The organism is Kribbella sp. CA-247076 (assembly GCF_050942445.1).
In the GTDB taxonomy this organism is placed as follows: Bacteria; Actinomycetota; Actinomycetes; order Propionibacteriales; family Kribbellaceae; genus Kribbella.
In genome coordinates this window covers 6,618,795-6,636,830 of the sequence record NZ_CP192051.1, presented here as the reverse complement: position 1 = coordinate 6,636,830, position 18,036 = coordinate 6,618,795, and the positions used below count along the sequence as shown (strand labels likewise).

Genomic DNA, 18,036 nt, shown 5'->3' with positions numbered 1-18,036 from the left:
CGTCGAGACCGTCACCAGGAGAGAACCCTCATGTCCATCACTGTGGAAGAACTGCACGCTGCCCTGTCCCTGCGCGACCTGACCGACCCGGCCCAGGGCCCGCACGCCATCCAGCTCGTCGTCGACTCGATCCGTACGGCGCTCGGCCAGGCCTGGCCGTACACCGAGATCTGGACCAGACGCGACCATCCGGTCGTCACGCTGGCCGACAACTACGACAACCTCGGGTACGCCGCCGACGCGGTCACCCGGGAAGCCCGCTACACCCGCTACGCGTCCGACGGTGAAGTGCTGCGCAGCCACACGTCGGCGATGATCCCGCCCGCCCTGCGTGAGCTGGCCGGCTCGGCGTCGTCCGACGTACTGATGGTCTGCGCGGGCATCTGCTACCGCCGCGACTCGGTCGACTGGCAGCACACGGGTACGCCGCACCAGCTCGACCTGTGGCGGATCAGTCGCAACGTCACGCTCGGAGAGCCCGAGTTGGCGGACATGATCGCCCGGCTCGTCGACACCGTCCTGCCGGGTCAGACGTACCGGACAGTGCCGGCGGTCCATCCGTACACGATCCACGGCCGGCAGATCGACGTACTGCTGGACGACCAGTGGATCGAGATCGGTGAGTGCGGGGTCGCCGCTCCGCACGTCCTCCGCATGGCCGGTCTGGACGAGAGCTGGACCGGTCTGGCGATGGGGCCGGGCCTGGACCGGCTGCTGATGCTCCGCAAGGGCATCCGCGACATCCGGTTGCTCAGGTCAACGGATCCGCGCGTGGCCGGCCAGATGCTCGACCTCACGCCGTACAAGCCGGTCTCGTCGATGCCACCGGTACGCCGGGACCTGTCGGTCGTGGTCGACGCGGACACCGACGTGTCGCCGGAAGCACTCGGCGACAAGGTCCGCACCGCACTCGGAGCCGACGCCGACGCCGCGGAGTCCCTCGACGTCCTCGGTGAGACGTCGTACGACGACCTGCCGCCGGGCGCTCGTGATCGGCTCCAGCTACAGCCCGGTCAGCGCAACGTGCTGGTCAGACTGGTCCTCCGGCCGGTGGACCGGACGCTCACCGACGCAGAGGCGAACCAACTACGCGACAAGGTGTACCGGGCACTCCATGAAGGGCCGGTGCTAGAGCTGATCGGTTAGCCGGACGACCGCGTCCAGGTCGTCGCGGAGGCGGACGCCGTGGCCCGGCGTGGTGGGTAGCACCACCTCGCCGGGCACCAGCTCCGGGAGGCCTTCGACCAGAGCGCCGTACCAGGTCCGGATGAAGGACCGGGCGGTTTCCTGGACGAGCCCGTTGGGCTGGCTGCAGACCACGTGGGTGGCGACCGCGAGGGAGACCGGGCCGGTGCAGTCGTGGGGTGCGATCGGGACCGAGTACGCGTCGGCGAGTGAGGCGATCTTGACCGCCTCGGTGATGCCGCCGGTCCAGCCGATGTCGAGCGTGGCGACGTCGACCGCCCCGCGCTGGAAGAGCGGCAGGAACCCACGCCGGCCGATGCAGGTCTCCCCGGTCGCGATCGGTACGTCGATCTCCGCGCGCAGGAAGCCGAGCGCGTCGGCCGCGTCCGGCCGGAGCGGATCCTCGATCCAGAACGGCCGGAACTCCGCCAGCGCCCGGGCGATCTTGACCGCCGCGGTCCGGGTCCACAGGCCATGCAACTCGATCATCAGGTCCATCTCGAGCCCGACCTCGGCACGGATCGCGGCGACGATGTCGAGACCCGCCGCGAGCGCCCGCGGCGAGATGTCGGTGCCGTTGCTCTCCTCGGCGGCCCGGTCGAACGGCCAGATCTTCATCCCGCGCGTGCCTTCGTCCCACAGTTCGCGCGCGAGGCGGGCCGGGTGGTTCATGAAGGCGTACAGGTCCTCGTACTCACCGGCGTCCGCCGGCAGACCCCAGTTCGACGAGCTCTGCAGTGTGGTCGTGCTGATGTAGCGTCCGCCCGCGCAGGTGTTGTACGTGCGGATGCGATCGCGGACCGGCCCACCGAGCAGACGCGCCAGCGGCAGACCGGTGTGCTGACCGATCAGGTCCCACAAGGCGATGTCGACCGCTCCGTTGCCGCGCAGTTCGGCGCCGCCGCCCTGATAGCCGACGTACGGCGACAGCAGCGTCGCGACCTGTTGTGGCGCCGGATCCTCCAGGCCGAGGAGCAGCGGCGCGACGGTCTCGTGAACGTGAGCCTCCACCGCCGGTGCGCCGAAGAACGACTCACCGAGGCCGGTCAGCCCGGTGTCGGTGTGCAGCCGGACGAAGCACAGGTTCGACTGGATGCGTGGACGGACCGTCTCGATCGCGGTGATCCTCACTGCAACGCCTTGCAGAAGGCGGCGGCCTTGGCGGTGATGTCCGGCCAGTTGCCCGCGGCCACGTCGGCGGGTGAGACGACGTCCGTACCGGCGCTGACGGCCAGCGCGCCGGCCGCGAGGAAGTCGCGCGCGTTGCCGGCGTTCACCCCGCCCGACGGGATCAGCGGGACGCCGGGGAACGGGCCGCTCAGGTCTTTGAAGTACTTCGGCCCGAACTGGTGCGCCGGGAAGATCTTCACCGCGTCGGATCCCAGGGCCAGCGCCGTCATCACCTCGGACGGCGTCAGGGCACCGAGAGCGAGCGGGATCCCGGCGGCGCGCGCCGCCTCGGCGATCGCCCCCGCCTCCGGACCCTGGCCAGGGGTGACCAGGAACTGCGCACCGGCGTCGATCGCCTGCTTGGCCTGCGCACCGGTCTGCACGGTGCCGGCGCCGACCACCGCACCGGTCTCGGCCGCGGTCGAAGCGGCGCGTTCGAGGTGCCGGGGGAGGTCGGGCGTGGTGTAGGTCAGCTCCACGACGTGGATGCCCCCGGCAACCAACGCCGCGCACAGGTCGCGGGCGTCGCCGATCTCGGGCGCCCGGACGACGGTCACGACCCGGTCGGCGCGCAGCAGGTCCAGCATGAAGCGTCCTCTCTAGACAGTCCGGCGAACGGCGCCGCCGGGATCGGTCCGGCGGACAGCGCCGCCGGCGTCAGAACGGCGGACGGCGCCGCCGGAGTCAGTACGGCGGGCAGCGCCGCCGGGATCGGTCCGGCGGACGGCGCCGCCGGGGAGTGCGTCGGTACGGCGGCCGTCGTCGATGACGGGGACGCCGTCGACGAAGACGTACGGAATGCCCTCGGCCTGCTGCCGGGGCTCGGCGAACGTCGCGGTGTCGCGCACGGTCTCCGGATCGAACAGCACGAGGTCCGCGGCGTACCCCTCCCGGACCAGCCCGCGGTCCGGCAGCCGCAGCCGCCGCGCGGGCCGGCCGGTGAGGTGGTGGATGCAGTCGGCGAGCTCGAGTACGCCGAGCTCGCGGACGTACCGGCCGAGGTAGCGCGGGAACGTGCCCCAGGCCCGCGGATGCGGTTTCGCGCCGACCAGGATCGCATCCGAGCCACCGGTGTGGCTCTGGTGCCGCATGATCGCCCGGACGTTCTCCTCGTGGCCGACGTGCTGCAGGATCGAGGTCGCGAGGTTGTCGCGGATCAGCAGGTCGAAGAACACATCGGCCGGCCGCACTCCGCTTTCAACTGCCAGCCTAGCGACCGTTTTGCCGACAACGCCGTCCAGCGCCGGATTCTTCACACCGCCGATCTCGATGGTGTCCCAGTCCGCCACGCACCCGTGGCAGCCGTCCGAGCCGACGTACTCCAGCTCGTGCGCGATCCGCGCGCGCAGCTCGACGTCCCGCAAGCGCGCCAGTTGTGCGTCCGGCCCGCCCTCGGCCGTCCAGCTCGGCAGGATCGCGGCCAGAGTCGTTGCTCCAGGCAAATACGGATAGGTGTCGGTGGTGACGTCGACCCCGTTCGCGAGCGCCTTGTCGATCATCGCGACCAGGTCCGCGCCGCGGCCGCGGTTCGGTTCGAAGTTCATCACCGCGTGCGTGAGGTGTAGCGCGCACCCGGATCGGCGGGCGACCTCGACCATCTCGCCGTACGCGTCCAGTGCGCCCTGGCCGTACGACCGCTGGTGCGGGCTGTAGTAACCGCCGTACTGCGCGAGGACCGTGCACAGCTCGACGAGCTCGTCGGTGCTCGCGAACATGCCGGGGGTGTAGGTGAGGCCGCTGCTCATCCCCACCGCGCCCTGCTGCAAGCCTTCGGCCAGCAGCCGCTTCATCTCGTCCAGCTCGGCGCGGGTGGCCGGGCGGTTCTCCGTGCCGACGACCATCATCCGCAGCGTCCCCTGCGGGACCAGGTACGCCGCGTTGCACGCGATCCCCTGGTCGAGGCGGTCGAGGTACCCGCCGACGGTCGACCAGGAGAAGTCGAAGTCGTCCGGCTCACCGTTCCAGCCGGCGATCTGGCGCCGGACCGTGGCCCGGGTCGGCTCGTCGATCGGCGCGAACGACAGACCGTCCTGACCGAGGACCTCCAGTGTGACGCCCTGACTGACCTTCGCGGTGTGGTCCGGGTTCGCCAGGATCTGCAGGTCGGAGTGAGCGTGCATGTCGATGAAGCCGGGCGACAGCACCAGCCCGTCGGCCGCGATGGTCCGGTGGGCCGCCGGAAGGTCGTTGCCGATAGCCACGATCCGGCCCTGCGCGACGGCTACGTCGGCCCGGACGCCGGGAGCGCCGGAGCCGTCCAGGACCGTGGCCCCCGTGATCAGCAGGTCGGCCATCTCAGAAGAAGGTCCTCACCAGGTCGACCACGACCGGGTCGGCGGCGTCCGGATCGTCCACGACCGGGATCAGGCCCCACTTGTCGAACGCCGTACACGGGTGGGACAGGCCGACCCGGAGCTCGTCGCCGACCATCACCGGAGTGCCGTCGAACCGCAGGAACCCGTGCTGGTCGTTCAGCTTGGTCACGGTCATACCCTCCGCCGCCAGGGCGGGCTCGCCCTCCGACCGCGGCCGGATCAGTTGGGGCTCGGGCAGGTCCTGGTCGAACGGCAGGTCGCGCCGGCCGGCGTCGAAGATCGCCAGCCCGGGCTCGGGCTGGGAGGTGATCCGGACCCAGCCGTGCATCGCGGAAACCAGTCGGTCCCCGTCCGTTCGCGGCGCCTCGCCGAGCGGTGACAACCGGCGGTACATGCCGTCGTCGTGCGTGATGTAGGCGCCGGAGCGGAGCACGACGCGCGCGCCGTCCTCACCGAGTGGCGCCAGCACCCGCGCCACGTCGTCGAAGTACTGACTGCCTCCGGCGCTGACGACGGGTACGACGTCCTCGTGGTACCAGCCTCTCTTGCGCAGCGTGGTGTGGATACCGCCGAGCGACCGCAGGTACGCGCGCACGGTCTCGAGCTCGGCCTCCGCGACGCCATGGCCGATCGCGCCCTCGTACCCGGCGACGCCGGCCAGCCGCAAGGTGGACGCTCCGGCGATCGCCTCCGCGACCGCCAGCGCGGTCTCGGCGTCCCGGGCGCCCGTCCGGCCGTCGAGTCCGCCGACCTCGACCAGGACGTCGAGCGGTCGCGCGTCCGGGCCGACGTACGCCGACCGGGCGGCCTCCATGAGCTCGACCGTGCGGACCGAGTCGGCCCAGACCAGGACCTCGAACGCCGGGTCGGCCGCCAACTCGTCCGCGATCCAGCGCAGCTGCAGCGGGGAGACGACCGCGTTCGCGATCAGCACGCGACTCACGCCGTACGCACGGGCGACGCCGAGCTGGAAGCCGTTCGCGAGCGTGATCGCCCAGGAGCCGGCCTCGAGCTGCATGGCCCACAGAGCGGGCGCCATCGTCGTCTTGCCGTGCGGAGCCAGCTCGACACCGTGGTTGGCGCACCAGCGCGCGAGCGTGTCCACGTTGTGCCGCAGCCCGGGCGCCGACAGCGTCAGCAGGGGAGTGGGCAGCTGTGAAAGCCGGGGCTTGTCCGCCAGCACGTCGGCGACCGTCCGCCCCCAGAACGCAGGCGGGAGAGCCTTGTCCCGCCAGCTCACCTCCTGGTCCGCGAGTGCGGCGACAGCGGCGGCATCGTACGAAGTGGGCATCTGTCCCTCTGGTGGTCGCTGATTGCAGAATACGCAACGCTCATTGCGCATTCTGTCCTGTCCGTTGTAGCATCGCGCCGAATTCCCGTCAAAGACAAGCATCCCGGGAGAACGCCGATGGTGGCTGCCGTCTCACGCGCCCTGTGTCTCGGCGAGGCGATGATCATGCTCACCAGGGACACCGGAGACGCCGCCGACGGTCCGCTGGAGGACGTCGAGACGTTCCGGCGATCGGTCGGCGGCGCCGAGTGCAACGTGGCCGGCGGGCTCGCCGCGCTGGGGATCACCACGAGCTGGATCTCGCGGCTGGGTGACGACGGCTTCGGCCGGCACGTCCTGCGTGATCTCCGCGCGCGCGGCGTCGAGGTCGGGGGCGTCGAGCTCGACCCGGAGCGGCCGACCGCGCTCTACGTGAAGCACTCCGAGGGCGGTACGTCGCGGATGCACTACTACCGCTCCGGCTCGGCCGCGGCGGCGATGGACCCGTCGTTCCTGGATCGGCCGGACGTGCGGACGCGGCTGGCTGGGGCGGACCTCGTGCACACGACCGGTATCACCGCGGCCATCTCGACCACGGCGGCCGCGATGCTCGAGCGATTAGCTGGTGAGTCGCGGGGCTTCGTTCTCAGCGTCGATCTGAACTGGCGGCCGGCGTTGTGGCGGGACAAGGACCCGGCGGCGTTGTGGCGGGTGCTCCGGGCGGCCGACGTCGTACTGATCGGAGCTGACGAGGCTGAGGTCTTCGCCGGGACCAGTGACCCTGCTGAGCTGCGTGAACTGCTGGGACCGCGGTCGACGTTGGTGATGAAGGACGACGCGCACACTGCGCTCGTGGTGGAGGCGGATGGTCGTCGTACCGAGGTTCCCGCGCTGAGTGTCGAGGTGGTCGAGCCGGTCGGCGCGGGTGACGCATTCGCGGCCGGTTTCCTCGCGGGGACGCTGCAGGGGTTGCCGATGGAGCAGCGGCTGCGGCTCGGGCACCTGGGTGCGGCTGCGGTGCTGGCCGTGCCCGAGGACCACGCCGCGCCGCTGGACCCTGCTGTCCGGCAGAAGTTGCTGGACTGCTCCGACGACGAGTGGGCCGCCGTGCGGGTCGGTCCGGCGGGCGTGAAGCTGCCGTGAGTCAGAGCCTTGCCAGGGCGCTGCAAATCCTCGCCAGTCTGGGGGAGGGCGACCGGTCGCTGGATCAGCTCGCGGCCGAGCTCGACGTACACAAGACGACGGTGCTGCGGTTGCTGCGGACCATGGAGGCGGACCGGTTCGTACGGCGGGACGAGTCGCATCGCTACCGGTTGGGGTCGCGGCTGTTCGCGTTGGCGGAGGCGGCCCGGGAGGAGTACGTCGTCCGCGCCGTCGCGGCGCCGCACCTGCGGCGGCTGAACCAGCAGACCGGGCAGACCGTGCATCTGGCGGCCTGGGAGAACGGTGAGGTCGTGTACGTCGACAAGCTCGACAGTGTGCGATCAGTGCGGATGTACTCGCAGATCGGCGTACCCGCCGCGCTGCACTGCACCGCGGTCGGGAAGGTGCTGCTGGCCGCCCAACCGGAGCGGCAGCGGGAGGCCTTGCTGACGTCGATCGACTACCACGCCTTCACGCCGCGGACGATCACCGATCCCGACGTACTGCGTTCGGAGCTGGACGCGGTCCGGGAGCAGGGCTGGGCGCAGGACCGGGCCGAGCACGAGTCCTTCATCAACTGCATCGGCGCACCCGTGACCGATCACGACGGCCGGGTGGTCGGGGCGGTGTCCGTCTCGGTGCCCGACGTACTGCTGAACTACGAGCAGGTGCTGGAGCTCCTGCCCGACCTGCTCGCCACTGCCAAGGCGATCAGTGCCGACTACAACTGAGAGGTATGACGCCGATGTCCGACAAGACCGCCGTCTTCACGACCGACGCCCCCGCGCCGATGCCGGTGTACTCGCAGGGGGTCCGCAAGGGCAACCTCCTACAGGTGTCCGGCCAGGGCTCGGTCGACCCGGCCACCGGTGAGTTCGTCTTCGGTGACGACGTGAAGGGCCAGACCACCCGCGTCCTGCAGAACGTCGAGGCCATCCTCACCGCCGGCGGCGCTTCCCTCGACGACCTGGTGATGGTGCGCGTCTACCTGACCACCCGCGACCACTTCACCGCGATGAACGAGGCCTACGAGGAGTACCTCTCTACCCGCACCCCCAGCGGCGTCCTCCCCGCCCGCACCACCGTCTTCACCGGCCTCCCCAAAGAAGAAATGCTGGTAGAAATCGACGCCCTCGCCGTCCTGACCTGACGGTGCCACGCGGTAGCACCAGGTGCTACAGCGCGGTACGCTGGCTTCATGAACGGACTGCCCGAGATCACCCAGCGCGATCTGCGCACGCGGTCGCGGGAGATCATGGACGCCGTCCAGGGCGGACAGATCTTCATCGTCACGCGGGACGGCCACCGCATCGGCGAGCTGGTGCCGCTGCGCAGGCGACGCCGGTTCGTCCCGCGGGACGAGTTCGCCGCGATGTCCCGCACGGCACCGGCGGTGTCCGTGGACAGTTTCCGGGCCGATCAGGACGCGCTCACCGAGCAGGAGCCGGACGACCCGTATGCCCGCTGACCATGCCCAGGGTCTGCTCGACACCAACATCGTGATCCTGCGGAAGTCGATCGACCCCGCGGAGCTGCCGGCCGAGATGGCGATCACGGCCGTCACGCTGGCCGAGCTCTCCGCGGGTCCGCACCAGGTCCGTGCCGGCGCCGGGTACGACGAGCACGCCGAGCGGGCCCGGCGGACGGATCTCCTGCAGCGCGCGGAGAGCGAGTTCGACCCGATCCCGTTCGATGCCGAGGCGGCCCGGATCTACGGCCGGATCCGCGCGGCGGTCGTCGCCGCGGGCCGCGTGCCGCGCCGGCGGGTGGCCGATCTGATGATCGCCAGCATCGCGGTGGCCGAGGAACTTCCGCTGTTCACCACGAACCCCGACGACTTCAGAGGTCTCGAGGACCTGCTCACCGTCGTCCCGGTGACTGTCAGCGGCCGGCGGTCACTGGGTTCTTGAGTACTCCGACTCCGGGGATTCGGCATTCGGCGGTGTCGCCGGGGGTGATGGGGGTGGCGCCGGGGGTGCCGGTGGAGATGATGTCGCCGGGGTAGAGCGGCATCACCTTGCTGTGGAAGCTGACCAGGAACGCCGGGCTGAAGGCCATGTTGGCGACGGTGTTGCTGCGGTGGACCGACCCGTTCAGGACCGTGGAGACCTCGACGGCCGCGAGTGAGCCCCAGTATGCGCGGACGGCGTCGAGGCCGACGATCGTTGGGCCGAAGGAGAAGAAGCCGGGGAAGTTCTTCGACCGGGTCAGGAAGCGCGGGTTGCGCTCGAGAATGTCCTCGGCGGTCTGGTCGAGCACCGGCACGACGCCGTACACGTAGTCGAGCGCCTCGTCCTCCTCGACCTGGTAGCACTCCCGCCCGATCACCAGCCCGAGCTCGGCCTCGGCCGTGGTCCGGCGGCTCTGCGACGGCACCGGGATCGGGTCGCCCGGCCCGATGATCGTGTGGTCGCCCTTCATGAACGACGCGGGCTCGGTCGGCACGTTCTCGGACAGGTCGCCGGCGTGCTCGAGATAGTTCAGCCCGATGCCCCACAGCTTGCGCGGATGCCGGTGCGGCGCGACGAACTCGACGCCGGCCGGATCACGCCAGTCCGCGGTGGCCGCCGCGTCCGCGAGCTCGCTCAATGACGCCCGGGTGAGGACCGCGAGCGCGTCGCCGTCGTAGCCCAGGTCGGCCGCAGGAATCACGCCGCGGTCCGGATCCACCAGCACGGCCAGCTCATCGCCTCCGGCAACCCTGGCAGTGGCGAGCTGGACGAAAGTGCCGGACATGGGGTCCTCCGAGAGGTTGCGGATGGTCGCACGCGCCAGCCTAGTTCCGTAAAGCTAGCTTCCCGCATGGTGGGATAGTCTTTCGCCATGCAGGAAGCGGAGGTGCGTCGTGGGTCGGTCCAGTCGATCGACCGGGCGGTGGCGATCCTGCGGTGCTTCGACGCGCGCACGCCCGAGCTCGGCATCAGCGATCTGGCCCGCGCGACCGGCCTGTCCACCAGCACCGTCCACCGTTTGCTGCTGGCCATGCAGGAGAACGGCCTGATCCGCCAGACCGCTCACCGCCGGTACGCGATCGGCCCGCTGGTCGCCCAACTGGCGCACAGCGGCGGCATCCCGGCCGGCCTGCGGGACGCCGCGATGCCGGTCCTGCGGGAGCTCCGGGACGAGACCGAGGAGACGGCCGCGGTGCACGAGTTGCTCCCGACCGGCGAGCGCGTCGTCCTCGACCAGGTGGAGAGCCGGCACCAGTTGCGCCGTACGTACACCGAATTCGGCATCCCGGTGCCGTTGCCGCTCGGGGCGCCGGGCAAGGTGCTGCTCGCGTTCTCGCCGTGGGAGCGGCAGGCGGCGGTGCTCGCGGCGCCGCTCGAGCAGGTGCTTCCACAGACCATCACCGATCCCGTCGTGCTCGCCGCGCAACTCGCGGACATCCGGACCCGCGGGTTCGCCAAATCGCTGTCGGAGCGCACCCCGGGCATCCGGTCGGTCGCGGCGCCGGTCTTCGGGTACTCCGGCCACGTCGCCGGCTGCCTGTCGATCTCCGGCCCGGAGATGCGGATGGCGCCCGAACGACTCGAGGAGCTCGGCGAGCTGATCGTCCCGGCCGCGTGGTCGGTGTCCGAACTGCTGGGCGCGACCGAGGCGAGCCGGGACCTCTGTACGGCGCGAGCGTCCGCGCCGGCCGGGTCGGTCCGATGAACCTCTGGCGGATCGCGCCGTCCGTCTACCTCCCGGCCCTCCTCTACGGCATCGGCCAAGGCGCCATCGCGCCGGTCGTCGCAGTGTCCGCGACCCACCTCGGCGCATCGGTCGCCGCCGCCGGCCTGGTCGTCGCGGCCGCCGGCCTCGGTCAGGTCATCGGCGACATCCCGGCCGGTGCGCTCACGAACAAGATCGGCGAGCGCCGGGCCATGCTTCTCGCGACCGGCCTGGTCGCGCTCGCGCTGGTCGCCTGTCTGCTGGTCCCGACGGCCTGGGGGCTGGCGATCGCGATCGGCGCCACCGGGGTGGCCGGGGCCGTGTGGGGGCTGGCCCGGCAGGCGTACCTCAGCGAGGTCGTCCCGCTCGAGATGCGCGCCCGGGCGCTGTCCACGCTCGGCGGCGTCCAGCGGATCGGGTCGTTCATCGGCCCGTTCCTGGGCGCGTTCGCAATGCGCTTCCTCGGCACCGACGGCGCCTACTGGGTCCATCTGGCGGGCGCGGTCCTTGCCTGCGGTGTTCTGCTCAGCCTGCCCGACGTCGAGTCGGTACGACGTACGCGCGAGAGCCGGCCGGTTGCCGCGCAGTCGACGTGGACCGTGATCCGCGAACACCTGCCGGTGCTGCGGACTCTCGGTGTCGGCGCACTGCTCGTCGGTGCGGTCCGGGCGTCACGGCAGGTGGTGATCCCGCTCTGGGCGCTGCACATCGGGCTCGATCCGGAGACGACCAGCATCATCTTCGGGCTGTCCGGTGCGGTCGACATGCTGCTGTTCTATCCGGCCGGCTCGGTCATGGACCGCCTCGGCCGCAAGTGGGTCGCCGTACCGTCGATGATCGTCCTCGGGCTGGCGCATCTGCTGCTGCCGCTCACCCACTCGACCGTCACCCTCACCGCGGTCGCCCTGCTGATGGGAATCGGGAACGGCCTGGGCGCCGGCGTGATCATGACACTGGGCGCCGATGCCTCTCCACCGGTCGGGCGCGCGCAGTTCCTCGGGGCGTTCCGGCTGTTCGCGGACACCGGGAACGGTGCCGGCCCGCTGCTGCTCGCGGGCGCCACCGCGGTCCTCGGACTCGGGCCGGCGATCGTGATCATGGCTGCTACCGGCTGGGCCGCGGCGACCGCCATGCACCGCTGGATCCCGCCTCATCCGGAGTCGATTTGATTAAAGGTGTGTACGCAAGGCACACTGTTGGCTGCCGAAGACCGCTGGTTGTTGCCTCCGGGTGACTGAAGGTCCCACTCAGGTGGGCGGCCCGCGCAGGTGACTTGGACAGTGTGACAGCAGTACGTACGTTTCACGCCCTTGCGCCTGCGCAGGGGCGTTTTCTTGTGCCAGGGGTCCGAGGCGTGGAAGCCAAGAGAAGGAGACCCCATGGCGAGGCCGGACAAGGCAGCCGCTGTCGCCGAGCTCACGGACGAGTTCCGGAGCTCGAACGGCGCCGTGCTGACCGAGTACCGCGGGCTCACCGTGGCGCAGCTGCGGCAACTGCGCACTGCGCTCGGTGACGACGTGAACTACGCCGTGGTGAAGAACACGCTGACCAAGATCGCGGCCAAGGACGCGGGTGTCGAGTCGTTCGACTCGCTGCTCGAGGGTCCGTCGGCCATCGCCTTCATCAAGGGCGACCCGGTGGTTGCGGCCAAGGGTCTGCGTGACTTCGCCAAGGCGAACCCCATGCTCGTCATCAAGGGTGGAGTGCTGGAAGGCAAGGCACTCGGCTCTGACGAGATCAGCAAGCTCGCTGACCTGGAGTCGCGTGAGGTTCTCCTCGCGAAGCTCGCAGGTGCGATGAAGGCGGCTCCGCAGCAGGCGGTGTCGCTGTTCGCTGCTCCGCTGTCGCAGGCCGCGCGCCTGTTCGCGGCGCTGCAGGAGAAGCTGCCGGCCGAGGCCGCCGCACCCGCGGCGGACGAGGCGCCGGCCGTGCAGGACACGGTCGAGGCACCTGCCGAGGCGAGCACCGAGGAGACCGCCGCAGCGGACAGCTGAGGCGCCTCACCCGTAGTACCCCATCAGTGATCACGAAGTACCACAGTTAGGAAGGACCGCCACCATGGCGAAGCTCAGCACCGAAGAGCTCCTCGGCCAGTTCAAGGAACTGACCCTGCTGGAGCTGTCGGAGTTCGTTAAGGCGTTCGAGGAGGAGTTCGGCGTCACCGCCGCCGCCCCGGTCGCCGTTGCCGCCGCTCCGGCCGCGGGCGGCGCCGCCCCGGCCGAGGAGGCTGCCGAGCAGGACGAGTTCGACGTCGTTCTCGAGAGCGCCGGCGACAAAAAGATCCAGGTCATCAAGGAGGTGCGCGGTCTCACCAGCCTTGGTCTGAAGGAGGCCAAGGACCTCGTCGAGTCGGCCCCGAAGGCCGTCCTGGAGAAGGTCGACAAGGCTGCCGCGGAGAAGGCCAAGGAGGCCCTCGAGGGCGCCGGCGCCACCGTCACCCTGAAGTGACCTGTGCGGCGTGAGCCGCACGACAAAGCAGTACGCCGAAGGGCGGTCCTACCCAGGGCCGCCCTTCGTCACGTTCCGGACCAGCACCACCCACGCGAGCGCCCACAGCCAGCCCGCGAGTACGTCGGTCGGATAGTGCCGGCCGAGTGCGAGTTGCGCCCAGCCCGCAACCAGCAGCACGACCGCGCCCAGCAACCCAGCCGGCAGGCGGCGATGCAGAAGCAGCACCAGAGCGGCGACGAGCGCCGCGGTGTTGGCCGCATGCCCACTCGGAAAGCTGTACTCCGACACGTCCGCCGGCAACGGCCACAGGTCCGGCCGCGACCGTTCGAAGACCCGCTTCAGCAGCGGGTTCACCGCCCACACCACACCGACGCCGACCGTCAAGAACACTGCATCCCGCCATCGCTGCCGGACCAGAAGCACGAGCAGTACGACGCCCCCGGCCACCGCGAGCGGCGCCAACTCGGTCGCGTCACTGACCGCCCGGGCGGCCGCCGAGTCGTCGTGCAGCCAGCTCAGAACGTCCTGCTCAGACACCGATGCGATGCCACGGCCCCCAGATAGCGAACGTCATCCCCCGACTGGCCTGGATGTTCACGAACAGCGTGTGCCCGTCCGGACTGAACGTCGACCCGGCGAACTCGTCGTTGAAGCGGGGCACCCCGGTGCTGCTGGTGAGCCGGTTCAGCGCGATGTCCCACAGCTGACCACCCCGGGACAGACCGCGCAGGTAGTTGTCGTCGACGTTGTCCTCGCAGAGCACCAGCGTGCCGCGCTTGCTGGTCGTCACGTTGTCCGGGAAGTCCAGCGTCTCCCGGTTCGGCGACTGGTAGATCAGCTGCAGCTTCCGCGCCCGGGTGTGATACGCCCACACCTGCCCGAAGCCGTTGCCGTAGCCACCGACCGCGTCGGGACCGGTCTCGGCCGGGCCACCTCCCTGGGTCGACGTGAAGTACACGACGTTGTCGTCGTACACCTGTCCCTCCAGCCGGGAGAAGTACGCCGCTCCCTGCGCGCGACCCTGGTCGCCGACGTACACGAGCGCCTGGTCGTTCGTCGTCGGCGCGGGCTGGCCCGGGGTGTACGGGAAGGTCGGCGCCGGGTCGTCGATGTCGACCCAGTGGACGTCATACGTCGCCCGCCGCGGCTGCTCGGCGGCGAGGTTCAGGTTCGGGCGGCCCTTGACGGCCAGCATCTGCAGGCGGCCGCCGTCGAGGATGCGCCTGGTCTTCATCGGGTGCCGCGGCGGCCGGTAGCGGAAGAACCCGGACGGGAACGCGAAGTTGTCCTCGGTCAGGTAGAGGTAGCCGTCCTTCGGGTCGAAGGACACGGCCTCGTGCGCGAACCGGCCGGCGTGCGTGATCGGCTCGCGGTCCGACTGACCACGGGCCGGCACCTCGAACACGAACCCGTGCGGCTTGGTCAGCGGAAGGTTCGGCGTGCCGGTGAAGTCCGGGCCGACGTCCGGCCCGTTCACCGTCTCCTCGCAGGTGATCCAGCTGCCCCAGGGCATGATGCCGCCGCTGCAGTTCATCATCGTGCCGTTCAGGCTGGTGTACGCCTCGACCACCTGGCCGTAGCGGGTCACCTCGACCGTCGTGGTCCCGCCCTGCGCCATCGCGTCGTACGGCGTCCCCGGCCCGAAGGGCGGACCGGGGTTGTTCAGCTCGTGGTTGCGGACCAGTACGACGTTGCCGTTGCGCCGCCTGAACGCGCCCATGCCGTCGTGCCGGCCGGGCAGGGTGGTGCCGTCGGTCAGCACGACCGGGAACTCGGTGTCGTGGAAGGAGCGGTAGGCGAAGCCCTTCGGCAGGTGCAGCCGGACGTTGCCGTCGCGCAGGTCCGGGATCGCCTGCAGCCGCGGCGAGGGCCGGTGACCCGGTGGGGTGGCCGCGGCCTCGGCGGCCACGAATCCCTGGAACGGTCCGCCGGCGAGTACGCCGCCCGCGACGGCTGCGCTTCCCTTCAGGAAGGTACGTCGTTCGATGCTCATCCGCCCTGCCCTCCTCGACCGCTGCGTTACCTCTGATCGACGCTAACTTTCGGGTCGCGGTCGGGACAGGTCTCGCGCTACCGCTAGGATCACCGGAGCCGCATGCGATCAGCACATCGTGTCCACCGATCAACGCATCGTGATCGACGTGACCGGAGCGTGACGAACTGGTCACCGTCGCTTGACATGCGGGGGTTACGCAAAACCGTACTCGTGCGTAACCTAGGCCACTGCCCCGTCGTTGGACACGGCAGAACGTCGTCGGTTCGGGGCCAGCTCAATCCCGTGAGGAGGACCGGTGGGCGTAGAAGTCCGTGTCGAAGGTCTGACGAAGTCCTTCGGAAAGCAGCTGATCTGGGGCGACGTGTCCCTGACGCTGCCCGCGGGTGAGATCTGCGTGATGCTGGGCCCTTCCGGCACCGGGAAGTCCGTTTTCCTGAAGACGCTGATCGGTCTGCTCAAGCCGGACAAGGGTCACGTCCACATCGAGGGCACCGACATCGCCACCTGCTCCGAGCGGCAGCTGTACGAGGTCCGCAAGCTGTTCGGCGTGCTGTTCCAGGACGGCGCGATGTTCGGCTCGATGAACCTCTACGACAACGTCGCCTTCCCGCTGCGGGAGCACACGAGGAAGTCCGAGGCCGAGATCCGTTCCATCGTGATGGAGAAGATGGAGATGGTCGGCCTGGTCGGTGCCGAGCGGAAGCTGCCGGGCGAGATCTCCGGCGGGATGCGCAAGCGGGCCGGCCTGGCCCGCGCGCTCGTGCTCGAGCCCGAGATCCTGCTGTTCGACGAGCCCGACTCCGGGCTGGACCCGGTGCGTACGGCGTTCCTCAACCAGCTCATCATCGACCTGAACGAGATGACCCAGGCGACCTGCCTGATCGTCACCCACGACATCAACACCGCGCGCACCGTGCCGGACAACATCGGCCTGCTGTACCACCGGCACCTGGCGATGTTCGGGCCGCGGGAGATGCTGCTGTCCAGCGAGGAGCCGGTGGTCCGCCAGTTCCTGAACGCGCAGCGGGTCGGGCCGATCGGCATGTCCGAGGAGAAGGACGCCGACGAGCTGGCCCGCGAGGCCGACCAGGAGCTGCCGCCGCTGCCGCCGATCCCGGTGCAGCAGCTGCCGAGCAGCGGCGTGATCCGGCCGACCCAGCGCCCGCCCGGCGAGTGGTGCCGCGAGAACGGCGTCACCCCGCCCCCGGGTTCCTTCGCCCCCGATGTCGTGGGGGCCACGTGACGGTTTCTGCCACCGCCCCGCTGAAGCATGCCGGCTCGCTGTTCTCGTTCGCGCTCGACACCGCGCGGGCGTCGGTACGCCGTCCGTTCCAGCTGAGGGAGTTCCTCCAGCAGGCGTGGTTCGTGGCCAGCGTGACGATCATCCCGACCGCGCTGGTCGCGATCCCGTTCGGTGCCGTGATCGCGTTGCAGGTGGGCGGGTTGATCAAGCAGTTCGGCGCGCAGGCCTTCACCGGGTCGGCCGCAGTACTGGCCGTGGTCCGGGAGGCGTCGCCGATCGCGACCGCGCTGCTGATCGCCGGGGCCGGCGGGTCGGCGATCTGTGCCGACCTCGGCGCGCGGAAGATCCGCGAGGAGCTGGACGCGATGATGGTGCTCGGCATCGACCCGATCCAGCGGCTGGTGGTGCCGCGGGTGCTGGCGACGATGCTGGTCGCGTTCTTCCTGAACGGGTTCGTCAGCGTGGTCGGCGTGATGGGCGGCTACGTCTTCAACGTCGTCCTGCAGGACGGCACCCCCGGCAGTTACATCGCGAGTTTCACCGCGCTCGCGCACCTGCCCGATCTGTGGCAGGGCCAGGCGAAGGCCCTGGTGTTCGGGTTCATCGCGGCGGTCGTCGCGTCGTACAAGGGGATGAACGCGGGCGGCGGGCCGAAGGGCGTCGGCGACGCGGTGAACCAGTCCGTCGTGATCACGTTCATGCTGCTGTTCGTCGCGAACTTCTCGATGACCGCGATCTACTTCCAGCTCGTCCCGCCGAAGGGGGCGTGACGTGCCGGCCCTGGTGGAAACCCTGGTCAAGAAGCCGCTGAGCTCGCTCGACAAGCTCGGCGAGCAGCTCGCGTTCTACCTCAAGGCTTTGGCCTGGTCGGGCAAGTCGATCACCCGGTACCGCAAGGAGATCCTCCGCCTGCTGGCCGAGGTGACGCTCGGCACCGGGGCGCTCGCGGTCATCGGCGGCACGGTCGGCGTGATCACGTTCCTGGCCTTCTTCACCGGCACCGAGGTCGGCCTGCAGGGCTACTCGGCGCTGAACCAGATCGGTACGTCGGCCTTCGCCGGCTTCGTCAGCGCCTACATCAACACCCGCGAGATCGGCCCGCTGATCGCCGGTATCGCGCTGGCCGCGACCGTCGGCTGCGGCTTCACCGCGCAGCTCGGCGCGATGCGGATCAGCGAGGAGATCGACGCCCTCGAGGTGATGGCGATCCCGTCGCTGCCGTTCCTGGTCACCACCCGGATCATCGCCGGCCTGATCGCGGTCGTCCCGCTGTACGTCGTCGGCCTGCTCGCGTCGTACTTCGCCACCCGGCTCACCGTGACCACGTTCTACGGGCAGAGTACGGGCACGTACGACCACTACTTCCATCTCTTCCTGCCACCCGGCGACGTGCTGTGGTCGTTCGGGAAGGTGCTGGTGTTCGCGGTCCTGGTCATCCTGGTGCACTGCTACCACGGCTACCACGCGACCGGCGGTCCGGCCGGGGTGGGCGTCGCCGTCGGCCGCGCCGTCCGGACGTCGATCGTCGTGATCAACGTCGTCGACCTGCTGCTGTCGATGGCGATCTGGGGTACGACGACCACGGTCAGGCTGGCGGGGTGACGCC

Annotated in this window: 20 protein-coding genes; 13 read left to right on the top strand and 7 right to left on the bottom strand. The window is 70.0% G+C overall.

Annotation, left to right across the window (positions count from 1 at the left end):
• Positions 1 to 30 precede the first annotated feature (30 nt).
• Positions 31 to 1,146 (top strand): hypothetical protein, encoded by a 1,116-nt coding sequence (locus ACQPYZ_RS31565; RefSeq protein ID WP_433162500.1) that lies wholly within the window; start codon positions 31 to 33, stop codon positions 1,144 to 1,146.
• Here the strand turns inward: ACQPYZ_RS31565 and ACQPYZ_RS31560 are convergent.
• The 4 genes from ACQPYZ_RS31560 to ACQPYZ_RS31545 are packed head-to-tail and all read right to left on the bottom strand — an operon-like array spanning position 1,129 to position 5,961.
• Positions 1,129 to 2,316 carry a mandelate racemase/muconate lactonizing enzyme family protein gene (locus tag ACQPYZ_RS31560; RefSeq protein ID WP_433162499.1) on the bottom strand — a complete coding sequence of 396 codons (1,188 nt, stop codon included), beginning with the start codon at positions 2,314 to 2,316 and terminating at the stop codon, positions 1,129 to 1,131. The genes ACQPYZ_RS31565 and ACQPYZ_RS31560 overlap by 18 nt on opposite strands.
• Positions 2,313 to 2,942 (bottom strand): bifunctional 4-hydroxy-2-oxoglutarate aldolase/2-dehydro-3-deoxy-phosphogluconate aldolase, encoded by a 630-nt coding sequence (locus tag ACQPYZ_RS31555; RefSeq protein WP_433162497.1) that lies wholly within the window; start codon positions 2,940 to 2,942, stop codon positions 2,313 to 2,315. The genes ACQPYZ_RS31560 and ACQPYZ_RS31555 overlap by 4 nt, the downstream gene beginning before the upstream one ends.
• A 12-nt stretch (positions 2,943 to 2,954) precedes the next feature.
• Entirely contained in the window at positions 2,955 to 4,649 is a 1,695-nt protein-coding gene (locus ACQPYZ_RS31550; protein WP_433162495.1) for an N-acyl-D-amino-acid deacylase family protein, read from the bottom strand.
• A 1-nt stretch (position 4,650) separates the two neighbouring features.
• On the bottom strand, positions 4,651 to 5,961 hold the full coding sequence (locus ACQPYZ_RS31545) for an amino acid deaminase (RefSeq protein WP_433162494.1): 1,311 nt from the start codon (positions 5,959 to 5,961) through the stop codon (positions 4,651 to 4,653).
• A gap of 117 nt (positions 5,962 to 6,078) precedes the next feature.
• Between ACQPYZ_RS31545 and ACQPYZ_RS31540 the strand changes: the two genes are divergently transcribed.
• From ACQPYZ_RS31540 to ACQPYZ_RS31520, 5 genes are read left to right on the top strand one after another with little or no spacing between them, the layout of a single operon-like run.
• A complete protein-coding gene (locus tag ACQPYZ_RS31540) occupies positions 6,079 to 7,083 on the top strand; it encodes a sugar kinase (protein WP_433162492.1) in 1,005 nt (334 codons plus the stop codon).
• A complete protein-coding gene (locus tag ACQPYZ_RS31535) occupies positions 7,080 to 7,814 on the top strand; it encodes an IclR family transcriptional regulator (protein ID WP_433162491.1) in 735 nt (244 codons plus the stop codon). The genes ACQPYZ_RS31540 and ACQPYZ_RS31535 overlap by 4 nt, the downstream gene beginning before the upstream one ends.
• Before the next feature lie 14 nt (positions 7,815 to 7,828).
• Positions 7,829 to 8,233, top strand: a complete 405-nt coding sequence (locus ACQPYZ_RS31530; RefSeq protein WP_433162489.1) for a RidA family protein — start codon at positions 7,829 to 7,831, stop codon at positions 8,231 to 8,233.
• A gap of 48 nt (positions 8,234 to 8,281) precedes the next feature.
• Positions 8,282 to 8,551, top strand: a complete 270-nt coding sequence (locus ACQPYZ_RS31525) for a prevent-host-death protein (protein WP_433162488.1) — start codon at positions 8,282 to 8,284, stop codon at positions 8,549 to 8,551.
• Positions 8,541 to 8,993, top strand: a complete 453-nt coding sequence (locus tag ACQPYZ_RS31520) for a type II toxin-antitoxin system VapC family toxin (RefSeq protein ID WP_433162487.1) — start codon at positions 8,541 to 8,543, stop codon at positions 8,991 to 8,993. Before ACQPYZ_RS31525 ends, ACQPYZ_RS31520 begins: the two co-directional genes overlap by 11 nt.
• On the opposite strand, the gene ACQPYZ_RS31515 is transcribed toward ACQPYZ_RS31520, so the two are convergent.
• On the bottom strand, positions 8,965 to 9,819 hold the full coding sequence (locus ACQPYZ_RS31515; RefSeq protein ID WP_433162485.1) for a fumarylacetoacetate hydrolase family protein: 855 nt from the start codon (positions 9,817 to 9,819) through the stop codon (positions 8,965 to 8,967). The two genes, ACQPYZ_RS31520 and ACQPYZ_RS31515, sit on opposite strands and share 29 nt — an antisense overlap.
• Before the next feature lie 87 nt (positions 9,820 to 9,906).
• Here ACQPYZ_RS31515 and ACQPYZ_RS31510 point away from each other — a divergent pair, with 87 nt between their 5' ends.
• From ACQPYZ_RS31510 to rplL, 4 genes are all read left to right on the top strand, one after another.
• Positions 9,907 to 10,740: an IclR family transcriptional regulator gene (locus ACQPYZ_RS31510; protein WP_433162482.1), complete on the top strand. Its 834-nt coding sequence runs from the start codon at positions 9,907 to 9,909 to the stop codon at positions 10,738 to 10,740.
• Positions 10,737 to 11,909 (top strand): MFS transporter, encoded by a 1,173-nt coding sequence (locus ACQPYZ_RS31505; protein ID WP_433162480.1) that lies wholly within the window; start codon positions 10,737 to 10,739, stop codon positions 11,907 to 11,909. The genes ACQPYZ_RS31510 and ACQPYZ_RS31505 overlap by 4 nt, the downstream gene beginning before the upstream one ends.
• Before the next feature lie 210 nt (positions 11,910 to 12,119).
• On the top strand, positions 12,120 to 12,734 hold the full coding sequence (gene rplJ, locus ACQPYZ_RS31500) for a 50S ribosomal protein L10 (protein ID WP_433162479.1): 615 nt from the start codon (positions 12,120 to 12,122) through the stop codon (positions 12,732 to 12,734).
• Between the two features lie 64 nt (positions 12,735 to 12,798).
• Positions 12,799 to 13,188, top strand: coding sequence for a 50S ribosomal protein L7/L12 (gene rplL / locus ACQPYZ_RS31495; protein ID WP_433162478.1), 390 nt, complete (start codon positions 12,799 to 12,801; stop codon positions 13,186 to 13,188).
• 48 nt (positions 13,189 to 13,236) lie between these two features.
• On the opposite strand, the gene ACQPYZ_RS31490 is transcribed toward rplL, so the two are convergent.
• Together ACQPYZ_RS31490 and ACQPYZ_RS31485 are read right to left on the bottom strand one after the other, a co-directional pair.
• Positions 13,237 to 13,728, bottom strand: coding sequence for a phosphatase PAP2 family protein (locus tag ACQPYZ_RS31490; RefSeq protein ID WP_433162476.1), 492 nt, complete (start codon positions 13,726 to 13,728; stop codon positions 13,237 to 13,239).
• On the bottom strand, positions 13,721 to 15,184 hold the full coding sequence (locus ACQPYZ_RS31485; RefSeq protein ID WP_433162475.1) for a PhoX family protein: 1,464 nt from the start codon (positions 15,182 to 15,184) through the stop codon (positions 13,721 to 13,723). Before ACQPYZ_RS31485 ends, ACQPYZ_RS31490 begins: the two co-directional genes overlap by 8 nt.
• Before the next feature lie 298 nt (positions 15,185 to 15,482).
• Here ACQPYZ_RS31485 and ACQPYZ_RS31480 point away from each other — a divergent pair, with 298 nt between their 5' ends.
• From ACQPYZ_RS31480 to ACQPYZ_RS31470, 3 genes are read left to right on the top strand one after another with little or no spacing between them, the layout of a single operon-like run.
• Positions 15,483 to 16,430 (top strand): ABC transporter ATP-binding protein, encoded by a 948-nt coding sequence (locus tag ACQPYZ_RS31480; RefSeq protein WP_433162474.1) that lies wholly within the window; start codon positions 15,483 to 15,485, stop codon positions 16,428 to 16,430.
• Positions 16,427 to 17,200 (top strand): MlaE family ABC transporter permease, encoded by a 774-nt coding sequence (locus ACQPYZ_RS31475; protein ID WP_132216138.1) that lies wholly within the window; start codon positions 16,427 to 16,429, stop codon positions 17,198 to 17,200. Before ACQPYZ_RS31480 ends, ACQPYZ_RS31475 begins: the two co-directional genes overlap by 4 nt.
• A gap of 1 nt (position 17,201) precedes the next feature.
• Positions 17,202 to 18,032: an MlaE family ABC transporter permease gene (locus ACQPYZ_RS31470; RefSeq protein ID WP_433162472.1), complete on the top strand. Its 831-nt coding sequence runs from the start codon at positions 17,202 to 17,204 to the stop codon at positions 18,030 to 18,032.
• The last annotated feature ends 4 nt before the right edge of the window (positions 18,033 to 18,036 follow it).

Bases quoted from the DNA above. Each gene is read 5' to 3' on its own strand.
- ACQPYZ_RS31565 (WP_433162500.1), top strand. From the start codon at position 31: ATGTCCATCACTGTGGAAGAACTGCACGCTGCCCTGTCCCTGCGCGAC.
- ACQPYZ_RS31555 (WP_433162497.1), bottom strand. From the start codon at position 2,942: ATGCTGGACCTGCTGCGCGCCGACCGGGTCGTGACCGTCGTCCGGGCG.
- ACQPYZ_RS31550 (WP_433162495.1), bottom strand. From the start codon at position 4,649: ATGGCCGACCTGCTGATCACGGGGGCCACGGTCCTGGACGGCTCCGGC.
- ACQPYZ_RS31545 (WP_433162494.1), bottom strand. From the start codon at position 5,961: ATGCCCACTTCGTACGATGCCGCCGCTGTCGCCGCACTCGCGGACCAG.
- ACQPYZ_RS31540 (WP_433162492.1), top strand. From the start codon at position 6,079: ATGGTGGCTGCCGTCTCACGCGCCCTGTGTCTCGGCGAGGCGATGATC.
- ACQPYZ_RS31530 (WP_433162489.1), top strand. From the start codon at position 7,829: ATGTCCGACAAGACCGCCGTCTTCACGACCGACGCCCCCGCGCCGATG.
- ACQPYZ_RS31525 (WP_433162488.1), top strand. From the start codon at position 8,282: ATGAACGGACTGCCCGAGATCACCCAGCGCGATCTGCGCACGCGGTCG.
- ACQPYZ_RS31520 (WP_433162487.1), top strand. From the start codon at position 8,541: ATGCCCGCTGACCATGCCCAGGGTCTGCTCGACACCAACATCGTGATC.
- ACQPYZ_RS31515 (WP_433162485.1), bottom strand. From the start codon at position 9,819: ATGTCCGGCACTTTCGTCCAGCTCGCCACTGCCAGGGTTGCCGGAGGC.
- ACQPYZ_RS31510 (WP_433162482.1), top strand. From the start codon at position 9,907: ATGCAGGAAGCGGAGGTGCGTCGTGGGTCGGTCCAGTCGATCGACCGG.
- ACQPYZ_RS31505 (WP_433162480.1), top strand. From the start codon at position 10,737: ATGAACCTCTGGCGGATCGCGCCGTCCGTCTACCTCCCGGCCCTCCTC.
- rplJ (WP_433162479.1), top strand. From the start codon at position 12,120: ATGGCGAGGCCGGACAAGGCAGCCGCTGTCGCCGAGCTCACGGACGAG.
- rplL (WP_433162478.1), top strand. From the start codon at position 12,799: ATGGCGAAGCTCAGCACCGAAGAGCTCCTCGGCCAGTTCAAGGAACTG.
- ACQPYZ_RS31485 (WP_433162475.1), bottom strand. From the start codon at position 15,184: ATGAGCATCGAACGACGTACCTTCCTGAAGGGAAGCGCAGCCGTCGCG.